Annotated in this window: 10 protein-coding genes; 9 read left to right on the top strand and 1 reads right to left on the bottom strand. The window is 59.6% G+C overall.

The window, feature by feature from the left end:
- Nucleotides 1-64: 64 nt before the first annotated feature.
- From ACQQ2Q_RS04335 to ACQQ2Q_RS04325, 3 genes are read left to right on the top strand one after another with little or no spacing between them, the layout of a single operon-like run.
- Nucleotides 65-2,344 carry a glycosyltransferase family 4 protein gene (locus tag ACQQ2Q_RS04335; RefSeq protein ID WP_428185792.1) on the top strand — a complete coding sequence of 760 codons (2,280 nt, stop codon included), beginning with the start codon at nucleotides 65-67 and terminating at the stop codon, nucleotides 2,342-2,344.
- The gene (locus ACQQ2Q_RS04330; protein WP_428185791.1) at nucleotides 2,341-3,696 is read left to right on the top strand and encodes a glycoside hydrolase family 130 protein; all 1,356 of its coding nucleotides are present in this window, start codon (nucleotides 2,341-2,343) and stop codon (nucleotides 3,694-3,696) included. The genes ACQQ2Q_RS04335 and ACQQ2Q_RS04330 overlap by 4 nt, the downstream gene beginning before the upstream one ends.
- A 40-nt stretch (nucleotides 3,697-3,736) precedes the next feature.
- Nucleotides 3,737-4,882, top strand: a complete 1,146-nt coding sequence (locus ACQQ2Q_RS04325) for an AGE family epimerase/isomerase (RefSeq protein ID WP_428185790.1) — start codon at nucleotides 3,737-3,739, stop codon at nucleotides 4,880-4,882.
- Nucleotides 4,883-5,079: 197 nt separating this feature from the next.
- Here ACQQ2Q_RS04325 and ACQQ2Q_RS04320 read toward each other — a convergent pair whose 3' ends face one another.
- Complete coding sequence (locus ACQQ2Q_RS04320; protein WP_428185789.1) at nucleotides 5,080-6,024, bottom strand: AraC family transcriptional regulator N-terminal domain-containing protein; 945 nt, start codon at nucleotides 6,022-6,024, stop codon at nucleotides 5,080-5,082.
- A gap of 77 nt (nucleotides 6,025-6,101) precedes the next feature.
- Here ACQQ2Q_RS04320 and ACQQ2Q_RS04315 point away from each other — a divergent pair, with 77 nt between their 5' ends.
- The 6 genes from ACQQ2Q_RS04315 to ACQQ2Q_RS04290 all read left to right on the top strand — a co-directional run bounded on the left by ACQQ2Q_RS04315 (nucleotide 6,102) and on the right by ACQQ2Q_RS04290 (nucleotide 13,776).
- On the top strand, nucleotides 6,102-6,929 hold the full coding sequence (locus ACQQ2Q_RS04315; RefSeq protein ID WP_428185788.1) for an oxidoreductase: 828 nt from the start codon (nucleotides 6,102-6,104) through the stop codon (nucleotides 6,927-6,929).
- A 199-nt stretch (nucleotides 6,930-7,128) separates the two neighbouring features.
- Nucleotides 7,129-7,692: an AAA family ATPase gene (locus ACQQ2Q_RS04310; RefSeq protein WP_428185787.1), complete on the top strand. Its 564-nt coding sequence runs from the start codon at nucleotides 7,129-7,131 to the stop codon at nucleotides 7,690-7,692.
- A gap of 213 nt (nucleotides 7,693-7,905) precedes the next feature.
- Nucleotides 7,906-8,238, top strand: a complete 333-nt coding sequence (locus tag ACQQ2Q_RS04305) for a hypothetical protein (RefSeq protein WP_428185786.1) — start codon at nucleotides 7,906-7,908, stop codon at nucleotides 8,236-8,238.
- A 41-nt stretch (nucleotides 8,239-8,279) separates the two neighbouring features.
- Nucleotides 8,280-9,272 (top strand): L,D-transpeptidase, encoded by a 993-nt coding sequence (locus tag ACQQ2Q_RS04300; RefSeq protein ID WP_428185785.1) that lies wholly within the window; start codon nucleotides 8,280-8,282, stop codon nucleotides 9,270-9,272.
- Between the two features lie 450 nt (nucleotides 9,273-9,722).
- Complete coding sequence (locus ACQQ2Q_RS04295) at nucleotides 9,723-12,935, top strand: S41 family peptidase (protein WP_428185784.1); 3,213 nt, start codon at nucleotides 9,723-9,725, stop codon at nucleotides 12,933-12,935.
- 28 nt (nucleotides 12,936-12,963) lie between these two features.
- Nucleotides 12,964-13,776, top strand: a complete 813-nt coding sequence (locus tag ACQQ2Q_RS04290) for a lysostaphin resistance A-like protein (protein ID WP_428185783.1) — start codon at nucleotides 12,964-12,966, stop codon at nucleotides 13,774-13,776.
- Nucleotides 13,777-13,828: the final 52 nt, after the last annotated feature.

Genomic DNA, 13,828 nt, shown 5'->3' with positions numbered 1-13,828 from the left:
GCCGCGCTGTGCGTCCCTGGCCAATTCGGCGAGACCTCGCCACCATGTTCTGGAGGGAACGCAGATGAGCAGACCGATACGTATCGCCTTCATTGGCAATTCTCTTCCCCGCCAATGCGGGATAGCGACTTTTACCGGCGACCTCTCCCAGGCACTGGTCGACGCGGTCGAGCCCGTGCAGGCGAGCATCGTCGCCGTGACGGATGCCAGGCAGAGTTACTCCTATCCTGACGATGTGATCTTCGAGATCCGTGAGGAAGAAGTCGAAGACTATGTGACGGCCGCGCAGGTTCTGAACGAAGGTCGGTTCGATGTGGTTTCGCTGCAGCACGAATTCGGTATCTTCGGCGGTGACGACGGCGAGTTTATCCTCACGTTACTGGAAAATCTGCGCATTCCGCTCGTCACCACCTGCCACACCATCCTTGCCGAACCGACACCGTCCCAACACCGCATCCTGCAGAAGGTCGCGGCCCAGTCCAGCCGTGTCGTCGTGATGGCCGAGAAGGGACGCACGCTGCTTACGGAAATCTATGGCATCGCCCCCCAGAAGATCGATGTCATCGCCCATGGCATACCCGATCGTCCCTTTCATGATCCGGATCTTGCCAAGATCGGGCGGGGCTATGCGGGACGCCCGGTCATCCTGACCTTTGGCCTCCTCTCTCCCAACAAGGGCATCGAGGTTGTCATCGATGCCATGCCAGACATTCTGAAAGAGAGCCCCGAGGCTTTGTACGTCGTCCTCGGCGCCACACATCCGACGCTTCTGCGCCAGCAAGGCGAGGCCTATCGCGACAGTTTGCGCCAGCGCACTGAGCGGCTGGGCGTCGATCATGCCGTGCAATTTCTAAATGAGTTCGTCGATCTGCCGACGCTTCTCGACTTCATTGCCTTATGCGACGTTTACGTGACGCCCTATCTGGATGAAGCGCAGATGACGTCAGGAACGCTCTCCTACAGTTTTGGCATGGGAAGTGCTGTGGTCTCTACGCCCTATTGGCACGCCTGCGATCTCTTAGGCGACGGCCGAGGCATTTTGGTTCCTTTCGGCGACGCGTCGGCCACGGGTAAGGCAATCTCTACCTTGCTCGGCGATGACGAGGCCCGAACGGTCATGCGCGAGAGGGCCTACGAGGCTGGGCGCGCGATGATTTGGTCGCATGTTGCCACGCTCTACCTCGACAGCATGGCGAAGGCGCGAACTTCCTTTCGGCCGAAGCTCGTCAGCGACCTCGTCTCCTTGCGGATCAAGCGCCCACCGCAGCAGACGGCTTTGAAGCTCGGCCATTTGCACACAATGTGCGACGACACGGGCATTACGCAGCACGCGGTATTCTCCGTGCCGGACAGGTCGCATGGCTACTGCGTCGACGACAACGCGCGAGCCCTACTTCTGTCCTCACTCCTCTCGGCCATCGGCGAAACGGGTATCGCTGACCGCATGACGGCCTCCTTCGCAGCCTTCGTCGAACACGCCTGGAACCCCGACACCGGTCGCTTCAGAAACTTCATGAGCTACGACCGCCGCTGGCTCGAAGACGAGGGCTCCGAAGATAGTCATGGTCGAACCCTCTGGGCGCTCGGAGCCTGCGCCCTGTCCGATACGGATGCACCGCGCCGTCGGTGGGCAAGTGCCCTTTTCGCCCGCGCGATGTCCGTCACACTCGACTTTCGTTCCCCGCGTGCCTGGGCTTTCACGCTTCTCGGCCTCGACGATTACTGCACGGCCAATCCCAACGACGCTAGCGCACGCATGCTGCGCATACGGCTCGCTGAAAATCTCATGGATCTGGAGCGTCGTGTGTCGACGGACGGGCGCCGTTGGTTCGAGCAGGGGCTTTCCTATGAAAACGCCCGCCTGAGCCAGGCCTTGATCCTGACTGGCCTGTCGACCAAGGTTCCGGCTTTCGTCAAGACGGGTGTTGCGACGCTTGAATGGCTTATGCCTCAGCAGACAGGTGAGAAAGGCCATTTTCGTCCCGTCGGCACCGACGGCTTCTTCGAGGTCGGGCAGCCGCCGAGGCCCTTCGACCAACAGCCGGTCGAAGCGACGGCAACCGTGGCCGCGTGCCTTGCCGCTTACGAGGCGACCTCGGACAAAAGCTGGATAGAGGCCGCCAACAGGGCCTTCGACTGGTTCACCGGCAGCAATGATCACGGCATTTCCCTCATCGACCCGGAAACCGGCAGTTGCCGCGACGGCCTGCATGTGGACCGCCCGAACGAGAACCGGGGTGCCGAATCCGTGCTCTGCTACCTGATCTCCTGCGTTGAACTCGGGCGTGCCAACCAGATGCTGCGCCCGATGCTTCCAAGGGTTGGCGTCAGGCAATCGTCATGAGCCGCTCCACCCACAGCAAAAACTCCGAAAGACCAACATTGCCCCAATCCAGCCTCCTCAACCGGCAGGCCCTCTATCTGAAGCCGGATCCGACACGGGTGATCGTGCGCCCGTTCAAACCATCAACCGAACCGCGGCATCTCAATCCACGCGACAAGACAAGGGCGAATGAAATCGTCGATCGAGTTCTGTCGCTGGACCCCACCTCGACCGCCAACCAGTTGCGCGACATCCTCGACAATTTCGATGGTCGGCATCGCAATCTGTTGCGACAGTTCGAGCTGCGGGCGGATGCGATGGAGGATGCCTTTATCGACCATCAACAGTTCACCCAGCAGCAGAGGCAGTTGGTCGGGGCCTATTTCATGAACGAATACTCGTTCGAGTCCGCCGCTCTGTTCAATCCGAGCATCGTGCCGCATCCCGACCAGTCCGGTATTGGTGAGGGAAGCCGGAGGGTGATCCTCAGTCTGAGGGCCGTAGGCGAAGGACATATCTCCTCGCTTACCTTCCGCTCTGGCGTGATCGACCCGGAGGGGGCCGTCACCATCGATGCGCCGACGCAAATGGCGGTGTTGCCCCACATTCATGCGAATGACGGCCTGGCTCCCGCCGGCTGCATCGGGATTAGCTTCAAGGAGGAAAGCGATCTCAGCGAGCGGGTCATATTCCCGGTGACCGAGGCTCAAGCGAACGGCATAGAAGATGCCCGCTTCGTCGCCTTCGAAGACGAAGGCAAGACCATCTACTTCGCCACCTATACTGCCTATAGCGGTTCTTCGATCCGCTCGGAACTCCTGGAAACGACCGATTTCCTCAACTTCACGCTGACGCCGCTGCGGGGACCTGCCGCCCGCAACAAGGGCATGGCGCTCTTTCCCCGCCGCATCGACGGTCGTTATGCAATGATCGCCCGGCAGGACAGCGAAAACCTTTTCTTGCTCTATTCCGACGACCTGCATCAATGGGACGAAGGACGTCTCCTGATGAAGCCGGAATTCGCCTGGCAGTTCGTCCAGATCGGCAATTGTGGTTCACCGGTCGAAATCGACGAGGGATGGTTGCTGTTCACCCACGGGGTGGGGCCGATGCGGCGCTATGCAATCGGCGTGACGCTGCTCGACAAACATGATCCCCGCATCATCCTGTCGCGGACGGTCGAGCCGCTACTGCAGCCGGAACCGACGGAGCGGGAAGGCTACGTGCCAAACGTCGTCTATTCCTGCGGTGCCATGCGGCATGGCGATCTGATTGCCCTGCCATATGCAGTCTCGGACACCTATTCCAACTTCACCACGATGAAGATCAGCAGGCTTCTGGAAACGATGCAACCCACTGGGATGACATTGTGAATGCGGGGGGTACGAGGGGCGCTCCACCAGGCATTCGGCGATGAGCTACATGCAATTGAAACGGGTCTTCCTCGAAGATATTCTGCCGACCTGGAGCAGGTCCGGCTTCGATGAGACCTGCGGCCAATTCGTCGAATACCTGGAGCTGGATGGATCGCCCCAGAAGGCAGGTGAGGTGCGGACCCGGACGGTAGCCCGCCAGATCTATGTCCACGCCCATGCAGCCCATCTCGGCGTTGCCCCTTCTGCTTCGCTCGATTTGGCCGAACTGGCTTTCGCTAACCTGCACCGGATCGCCTGGGTGAGCGGGAAGCGGGGAGGCTACGTGAGAAGCTTCAATCGCCACACCGATAGCATTACCGATCCCGTTCGCGATCTCTACGACAATGCCTGCGTGCTGCTCGCTCTCTCCTGGCTGCTGACGGCGACCGGCAAGGATGTCTACAGACACCAGATCGACGAGACGATCCAGGCGGTCGACAAGACCTTGGGAAATCTCTTTGGCGGCTGGGACGAAGACAGCGATGGCACCCTTCCTCGCCGCCAGAACCCGCATATGCACTACCTCGAGGCTACACTGGCCTTGTGCGAGAACAACCGGACTTCCGTCCATATGAGGTCGGAAGGCAGGGCCTTCGCGCTGCTGCGCGCGCATTTCTTCGTCGGACCGAAGGGGCCGCTGCACGAATTCTTCGGCCCCCAATGGGAGCTTGCCGACCGATATGGATCCGATCGGCTAGAGCCAGGCCATATGTGCGAGTGGGTCTGGTTGACAACTCGTCACGATACGCTCGCTCACAGCGACAACACCGAGACATGCCTGGACTTGTTCTCGACTGCGCTGGCAGTTGGGCGCATGCAGGGCTCGCTTTTCTTGGTCGATACCGTTTCGGCAGATAAGGCGATCAGCCCGTCACGGCGCCTGTGGCCGCAGGTGGAGATGCTCAAGGCTTTCATGGCGCTCCATAAGCGACTTGGCTTTCCGGGATATCAGACAGAGGCGGACGACGTCGCCTCTGCAATCCTTGCTGCCTACATGACACGCGTACCGCATGGCTGCTGGCACGACCGTCTGGACCTGAACGGCGCACCCATGGGCAGCACGATCCCGGCAAGCTCGCTGTATCACCTCTGGACGGCGATTGCTGCTTCGGCAGGGGATTTACGGTTAACCTGCTCCACCTGAAACGCAGATTGCTGAAAAGTAGGTGGTGTGGTCTGACTTCCAGAGTCTGGATGGGAGAGCTCAGCCATGGCGACGAAGAACCCTTCTGCCAGCTTTGGGCCGAGATCGACCAAGCTGCCAGACTTTTGAATGTCGGCTCCGGCTTGCGGCACCTCAACTTCAGACATTCCGCAGTCGGCCCCACAGGGACAATCGCCCTATGCTCCCAAGGCAAGCGCGCCGAGATGTTGGCGGACCCAACTTGCCTCTTGCGAAGCGGTGCGGCGGAAGTGCCGTTTGAAGTCGCGGCTGAATTGAGCGGGGCTGACATAGCCAACCGAGAGAGCCACTTCCGCGATCGTCATGTCCTGTCGTGCGATCAGTAATCTGGCCTCATGAAGCCGCATGGCCTTGACGTATTGCATCGGGCTACTTCCGGTCAGCGCCTTGAAATGGGTGTGATAGGATGGAATGCTCATGCCCGCGTCGCTTGCCAGAGCCGAGACGGAGATGTCTGAGCGGTACGTTTCGCGCAGCCGGGCAAGGCTTTGCACGATTTTGCCGGATGTACCTCTCTGCTGTAGCGCCGATATCATCGCCCCACCCTGGGGGCCCACAAGAACCCGATAATGCAGTTCGCGCAAGACGCCTGCGCCCAGCACCGCAGTCTCCACTGGATTGGTCAGGGCTTTCAATAGACGCAGCAAAACGTCCAAGATATCGGGTCCCATCTTGCTCGATACGAGACTTTTTGCCTTGGCTGCCGACGTCCCGGATGACCGCTTTTCGATTTCCGAGGCGATCTCGGCGGCTAGCTGCATATCGAATTCCAAATAAACCGCAAGCAGCGGCCGATCCACACTGGCGACAGATTCCATACGGAACGGAACGGGCACCGAGACAGATAGATAGTGCTCCTCGTCGTAGAGATACACGTCGCCTTCCAGCATGCCTTGCTTTTTTCCCTGCAACACGAAGACGGCCCCGGGCTTGTAGAGCACCGGGACGTCATGAAGCACCGTCTCCGTCCTCAAAATGCGAATGCCTGGAAGTCCCGTCAGATTGTACCCCTCATCTGCGGCGAGCAGTCCGGCCAGCTCCAACAGCCGCTCACGCACAACCTGTCGGCTTTCGATACTCATAGGATTTGGCAAGGAAGTCATAGAAATTGGTCTCATCAGATCGCGGACAGGAGAGTATCAGTCAAAGACAACAATCAAACAAGGAGAGGAAGTCACCTATGTCCAAGAAGACCTTTTTCATTACAGGTGCCAATTCGGGCTTCGGTCTGGCCATAGCTACGGCAGCCAGCAAACAGGGCCACACGGTTGTCGGCACCATCCGCTCCGAAGCGTCGCGGGCAAGCCTTGCAGAATGCTTGCCTGCCGTCCGCTCTGTTTTGTGCGATGTTACAGAATTTGACCGGATAGCCGATATCGTCGAACAGGCAGAGGCAGACTACGGGCCGGTGGACGTCCTGATCAACAATGCCGGCTACGGCCATGAGGGTATCCTTGAAGAGTCGCCGCTCGAAGAGATGCGGCGCCAGTTCGATGTGAACGTTTTCGGTGCGGTTGCAGTGGCGAAGGCCTTCCTGCCGCGTTTCCGCGAAAGACGTCACGGCTTCATCGTCAACGTCACCTCAATGGGCGGAATGATCACCATGCCGGGCATTGGCTACTACTGCGGCAGCAAGTTCGCCCTCCAGGGCATCTCCGAGGTCATGCGCGCCGAAATGGCGCCATTCGGTGTAAACGTCACCGCGCTCTGCCCAGGCTCGTTCCGAACAGACTGGGCCGGACGTTCGATGATCCGCACGGAAAGATCTATTGCGGACTACGATGCGCTGTTTGGTCCGATTAGGGAGGCACGACAAGAAAAGAACGGTAAGCAACTCGGCGATCCTGCGAAACTTGCAGAGGCAGTCATGGCTCTGGTCGAGTCCGACAATCCACCGCCGCAGCTCTTGCTTGGTAGCGACGCGCTCAACCTCGTCTCTGACAAGATTGAGCGGCTGCAGCAGGAAATCGAAACCTGGAAAGCCATCACGGTCTCGACTGACGGCTGATAGAAGCTGCCACGACTACGGCAGACCGCGCCACCATCCGTGCGCGCGGTTTGCGGCTGAATTGCATAAGGCGCTATCCGGTCACGGTCGATTTATGCTACGGCGCAAGCAGGCTCAGATGACTGCAATCGGCCGGTTCCGGATTTCAGTTTCGTTCAAAGAAGTCGCCGTTGGTGAGGTTCAGTGAATAGGGTCAGATATGCAAGCTGATGCGCGTAGCCGTCACGTTATACTTTCAGGATGTTCGGGAGGCGGAAAGTCTACGCTTCTTGCTGAATTGCACGAGCGAGGCTTTGGAACCATAGAAGAACCGGGCCGCAGAATTGTTCTGGAAGAGCAGGCGAACGGGGGAGGAGCGTTGCCATGGGTTGATCTTGAAGCCTTTGCGCGTCGCGCCATCGAGATGGCCTCAGTCGATCGAACTCGCGCATCTGTTTCGAACGATTGGATCTTCTTTGACCGCGGCCTAGTCGATGCGGCATTGGCATTGGAGCATGCTTCCAGCATCTGCGCAGATGAAATTTTGAGGCAATCGCCACGGTACCACCGTCTGGTATTTCTCACGCCTCCTTGGCCTGAAATCTTCATCCAGGATAGTGAGAGGCGGCACGCCTTCAAAGAAGGTGTTGAGGAATATGAGCGACTGCTCTCAGGATACAGAAAGCTGGGATACGGCCCAATCATCCTCCCGAAAATCGATGTCAAAGCGAGAGCTGACTTCGTACTCGAGCGTCTTGGAGTTTGCGGCCAAGTCCGCAACTGACGTGACGGCCGTCCAATCGCGTCGCCTTTGCGCCTTCAATTGAGACATTCATCCCTATGCTCCCTTCGCCTACAACCGGACATAGCTAAGTTGCTACAGCGATGCGCAGTTCACTCAGGTGACGACGAGCGAAGGGGCGGATCTTCAGCAATGGACGTCTCGCGCTGAGATTGCTAAGTTAGCAATAGATAAATCTGCACGGGGAATTTCGCCATGACGACGATCCGAGTGCTTGTGGCTTTGGCGAGTGTGGCTTGTCTCATGGGAGCCGGGCCAGCGCGCGCGACAAGTGGTCCGGGCTGTCTCGTGGTCGCCCATGTTTCCGATAACGACGCTCTCAATATGCGTGCCCGCCCCTCGGCACAGTCGCGGATCGTTGACGGTCTGATGCCAGGCGAGCACGGGATCATCCATCTTGACGGTCCCTGCATTCCGCTGTCCCGGCAGTGGGCCAGTCGCTGGTGTCCCGTGGCGCATTACCATGAAGACCGGACGACGAGGGGCTGGGTGAAGGCCCGCTATGTGCACGATAGCGACTGTCCCTGACATTCGGCGAACGGTTGATTTCACGATGAGTGGGAGGGGAAATGACCAGTCTTTCAAGTGGCCTATCCCGGCGATGGCTTTTGCAGGGCATCGGCCTGGGCCTTGCCTTCATGCCGTTCACGGCGCGGGCTGCCAGCAACGGGATGAAGGAGATCCAGGCGCTTCGCGCCGGTGAATTCACATGGCATCCGGAGCGATCGCCTACGGGGCCTCTCGCGGTGATCGTCTCACTGCCGCGCCAGCGGGTTCATGTCTACCGCAATGGCATTCGCATTGCCGTTTCCACCTGTTCCAGCGGCAAGCCGGGCCACGAGACACCCACCGGTGTCTTCGTCATTCTGGAGAAAGACCGCGACCATCACTCCAGCACCTATGACAATGCGCCGATGCCCAATATGAACCGGCTGACCTGGTCGGGTATTGCCCTTCATGCCGGCAATCTTCCGGGCTATCCCGCCTCCCATGGCTGCATTCGCCTCCCGACAGCGTTTTCCGAGAAGCTCTTCGGTGTGACCCATCTGGGCACGCCGGTGATAATTGCCGGGGCACCGGGCGATGCAAGCGAGCTGATCGATCCGGGCCTCGTGCTCGGGGGGCTGGCTGCCGGACAGATGCAGCAGCTTGTCTCCGCCCAGAAGGGGCGAAAGCACGCATCAGACTGGACGGGCAGCGGCGCGCAGCCGGTTGTTTCGGTCATTGCATCCTCGGCGGACCGGGTGATCATGCTGACCGAAAACGGTCATGTCCGGGCACAGGCGCCACTCTATATCAGCGGATCCAGCGCGCTTGGCAGTCACGTCTATATGTTTCAGTCGGCCGATGCGACCGGGGCCCAGTGGATAGACATCACGCGCAGCGTCTCGTCGGGTGCCAATTTCCGCGGCGCGTCGTCGCCACTTGAGCGGTTGACCACCACGCCCGAATTTGCAGCGAACCTGCAGGCTTTACTTCATCCCGGAGCCGTTCTGGTGCTGACGGATGCGCCTCTGCATCCCGATACCCGTTCGGGCCGAGATTTCGTGATCATGTCGTGATGCCTCGGGCGTAGAAGCGGCAGAGCATGCCTCGACGCCCGGATCGTCTATCTGTTCTAACTTGCATTCGCGATTGAAATGACATGCGACTGCAACCATGATCGGCAATTAAGGACCAGCAAGGATGCAGGGAAGGACGATGCAAGGCGCAACACAGTTCGGTGACCTCCTCAGCAACTGCCTGACCCAGAGGTCCTTTCGCAACCGCCCAGCCAATTGGGAGCAAACAGCGTCGCCGCCAGCGTCCTACTGAACGGATCGAATGCGTGGCAGAGGAGGAGCCGATGGTGCCATGCAGAGACGCCAGATGAAGAGGTTTCCGGCTGGGCTTCGGCCGGCTTTCTTTCACCTTGCGCGACCGATGAGGGGGCTACGTTCTCGTCTGAACCGACGTCTTGGATCGCGCAGGGAAACACAAACTAGTCCGAACAAGCATTTGAGGGGAATGAAATGTCGAGAAGAAGTGCGATCCGCCTGGCCATTGCCGCCCTCCTGTCCGTCACTCCCCTGTCAGCCTATGCTGAAGACCACCCGGAAGCCCTGTGGCTTCGCTACCCGGCGATATCCCCTGATGGCGGTCGCATCGCCTTTTCCTATGCCGGACAGATCTGGACCGTTGCTGCATCTGGTGGCGAAGCCTCGCCTTTGACGGGAGGTCCCTGGCATGCCACGCATCCTATTTGGTCACCGGACGGCAAATCCATCGCTTTTGCCGCCGATCGCCACGGTCAGGATGATGTCTTCATCGTGCCAGCGGCGGGTGGGGCAATCACCCGCCTGACTTACCATTCGGTCAATGATCGGCCAATGAGCTTCACTCCGGATGGCAAGGATGTTGTGTTTTCCTCCGCGCGCCTCGGAGATCCAAAGGCGGACGCCACCAATGCCGTTTATGGACTGGCTGGCCTTTACCAGCGGCCCTATGCGGTTCCGGCCACGGGTGGACGGGAGCGGCAACTCCTGCCGACCACGGCGCTCAATCTCAGCTATGGCCCGGACGGTCGGTTCCTCTACGAAGACGATCCCCCGGTCGTGGAGAATACTTGGCGCAAGCACCATGTATCAGACGCCAGTCATGATATCTGGCTCTTTGATCCCAAGACCAATCACCATCAGGAATTGACAGATTTTCGCGGAGAGGACCGCGATCCCACCTGGAGCGCCGACGGCGGCCAGTTCTACTGGCTCAGCGAACAGGGTGGCAATTTCAACGTCTGGCGAAAGGGCGTCGACCAGACCGAGCCGCAGCAGGTGACATTCCATGAACGCTGGCCCGTGCGCTTCCTCTCTTCAGCATCGAACGGGACACTCGCCTATGCCTGGAACGGCGCCATATGGCGGCTTGATCCCGGCGCGGGGGAACCTGTCCGTCTCTCGGTCACGATCGGTCAAGGCAACCTCTATGACACCACGTCCATTCGCGACGTGACCAGCGAGGTGACCCAGATGGCGATTGCCCCGGGCGGCAAGGAGATCGCCTTTGTGGCGCGTGGCGAAATCTTCGTCACCGGCTGGGACAGCAAGGTCACCCACCGCATTACCGACACGGCAGCCCAGGAGCGTGATCCGACATTTTCCGCCGATGGTCGCAGGCTTGCCTATGCCAGCGAGCGGACTGGCAGTTGGGACATTTACGAGACTGCGCTGAAAGAGGGCGACACCGGTGGTTTGTCGGCTCCGGTGGTGCTCGAGGAACACGCCCTGGTCGAGGACGGCGCAGATCTCTTCGCGCCAGCTTACGACCCCGAGGGAAAACGGATCGCCTATCTGCGCAATCGCACCGAATTGCGCGTTCAGGATCTTGCCACGGGCCAATCGCTCACCGTCCAGGCAGGCGACCAGACCTATTCCTACGATGATGGCGATCTTTCGCTGGAATGGAGCCCGGACGGACAGTGGCTCTTATCGCGAACCGGATATTTCAATACCTCGGAGATCGCGCTCATCGCAGCGGACGGCTTGGCAAGCCATAACCTCAGCCAGAACGGCTTCGTCGATCTCCAGCCGCACTTCAGTGATGATGGTTCAGCCGTGCTTTGGGTTTCGGATCGCTATGGCCTGCGCTCTACCGAGGGAAAATCTCAGGAAATGGATGTCATGGGGGTCTTTCTCACCCGCGATGGCTGGGAAAATCTTCATCAGACAGCGGCGGAGCGGAGCCGATCTACCGGTCGCAGTGACGCAACGGGCGATCAAAGGATCGTGCCGGAGCTGGATGGCATCCGCGAGCGGACGACAAGGTTGACGCCGCGCTCCGGAGATTATCCGAGCTACCGCCTCCTGAGCGACAACACATCCTTTGTCACGATCTCGCCGACACCCACTGGAACCGCCGAGGCACGGGTGCGCGACCTCACCAGCGGCGCTGACCGGAAGATATTCGAGATCCCGGCAGCCAATGTCTTTGCAGCAGAGATCGATCCGGAAGGAAAGGCGATCTTCGTCATGACGCCCGGCACGATCACGCGCTATGATCTGGCCAGCGGCGCATCGCAGGCGGTCGCCTATCACGCCGAAATCGACCGCAGCATCCGGTCCGAGGTCGATTACATCATTCGCTCCAACTGGCGTGCGACGGACCAGACCTTTTACCGGGACGACATGCAAGGCACCAACTGGCACGGGGTGCGTGATCACTATCTTGCCTTTGCACCCTATATTTCCCATTGGGAGGATCTGGCCGAATTGCTGGGCGAGATGGACGGCGAACTGAATGCCTCGCATCAGAACCCCAGCTATGCTGCGACCAACCCGCTGGCGGACGCGACGGCCGTGCTCGGGCTCTATTATGACGCTGACCATAGTGGCGAAGGCATGAAAATCCTTGAGGTCATGCCGGGCGGGCCTTCCGATCGCAAGAACAGCCCTCTGGTCCCCGGGGCGACCATACTTGCGGTGGACGGCGCGCCCATCGCCACCGACGTAAGCATCGAGAGGCTGCTCAATCGCAAGGCCGGCAGGGAGGTTCGGCTCACTGTCGAGGCTGCAGAGGGTGGCCAAAAGGTCGAGACGATCGTGACGCCGATCACGACTGCTGAGGAGTTTTCGCTTGCCTACCAACGCTGGGTCAACAAGCGTCGGTCCATGGTTCAGGAGCTGTCCGGTGGGCGGTTGGGCTATATTCATCTCAGCCTTATGATGACCGATCCCTATCGCACTGCCTTTGGCGACCTGTTCGGTCTTCACCCCGACGCTGAGGCCGTGGTCGTCGACATCAGGGCGAATGGCGGCGGGAACCTCCATGATGAGCTCATCATCATGCTCACGGGCTCGGCTGACGCCGTCAACAGGGCGCGCGACGGCCATGTGGTGACGCGCTATCCGCTGGGACGATGGGCAAAGCCGAGTATTCTGCTGCAGAACGCCGGCAGCTATTCGGACGCCTCGGTCTTTCCCATGCTCTACAAGAAGAAAGGTATCGGCAAGATCGTCGGCGATCGCACGCCCGGCACGGGCACGGCTGTCAGTGAAGTGCAGCAACTGCAATCAGGACTGCGCTACCGGGTGCCCGAACTCGGCTTTCAGCTTAATGATGGCACCTGGTTCGAGAACACCGAGATCGAGCCTGACATTCTGGTTCACAACGATCCCAATAGTGTTGCCGAAGGGCGCGACTCGCAGCTCGAAGCCGCTGTGAAGGCCATGCTGGAACAGTTGAAATAGTAAGGGGCGCACAAGGAGGAGATCGCGCGTGCTGGAAGACAAGACGGCCTCTGACACGAGCACCCGCATCATCCTGTCCCTGGTCACGCTCGTCCTCTGGACAGGCGTGACATTCTTCGGTGCCCAGCTTCTCTATCCGCCTGAGATTTCACTGGATGAGCTGATCTCGCGAAACATTGCCTGGCATATCCTGTTTGCCTGCATTCTGCTTTTGCTCGTGATCGTTTGGCGCGGATGGCGTGATATGGGTTTTCGCCATTCCAGACCCGGGACACTGCGGCTGCTCTGGCTACCCGCTGTTCTGATTGGCGTTCTACTTGCGGGGGCTGCGCTCCTCGGGCTTCCGTCTGTTGGCGTCATTGCGCTGCTGCTGGCAAATGCGCTTCTCGTCGGCTTTTCAGAAGAGGTGATGTTCCGGGGCATTCTTTATCGAGCCCTGCTCACGCGGTTTTCCATCTGGCCCGCAATCCTCATGACGACGGTCGGGTTCGGGGTTGTCCACGTCTTGAACGGTCTCATTACCGGAGATTTCGGAGCGTCAATGATCCAGGCGCTGACCGCCGCGAGCACCGGCATCCTCCTCATCGCCATCCTGATCAGGACCGGCTCCATCTGGACCTCGATCATCGTCCATGCACTCTGGGATTGGGCCACCTTTCTGCTTATGCTGGCGGCCAAAGCCCAGGCGCCCGTCGCAGGCATGGAGCAGACGACGGAGGCAGCCAGCCAATCGTCGTTCATTGGCCAAGTCGTCATTCCCGTCGCGGTGGTTCTGCCGGGCTTGCTTTATGGATTGTGGCTGCTGCGGAGAGTTGGAGGCACCGAACGTGGGAGTGTCTGATACAGCTACTGCTTTCCTCCCCCAGAATAGAGTTGTGGCTCGCCTTATCGCT

The organism is Agrobacterium sp. ES01, from assembly GCF_050320885.1.
GTDB lineage: Bacteria > Pseudomonadota > Alphaproteobacteria > Rhizobiales > Rhizobiaceae > Allorhizobium.
Note: the sequence above shows the minus strand (reverse complement) of the source record. Positions and strands in the feature narration are given on the sequence as shown.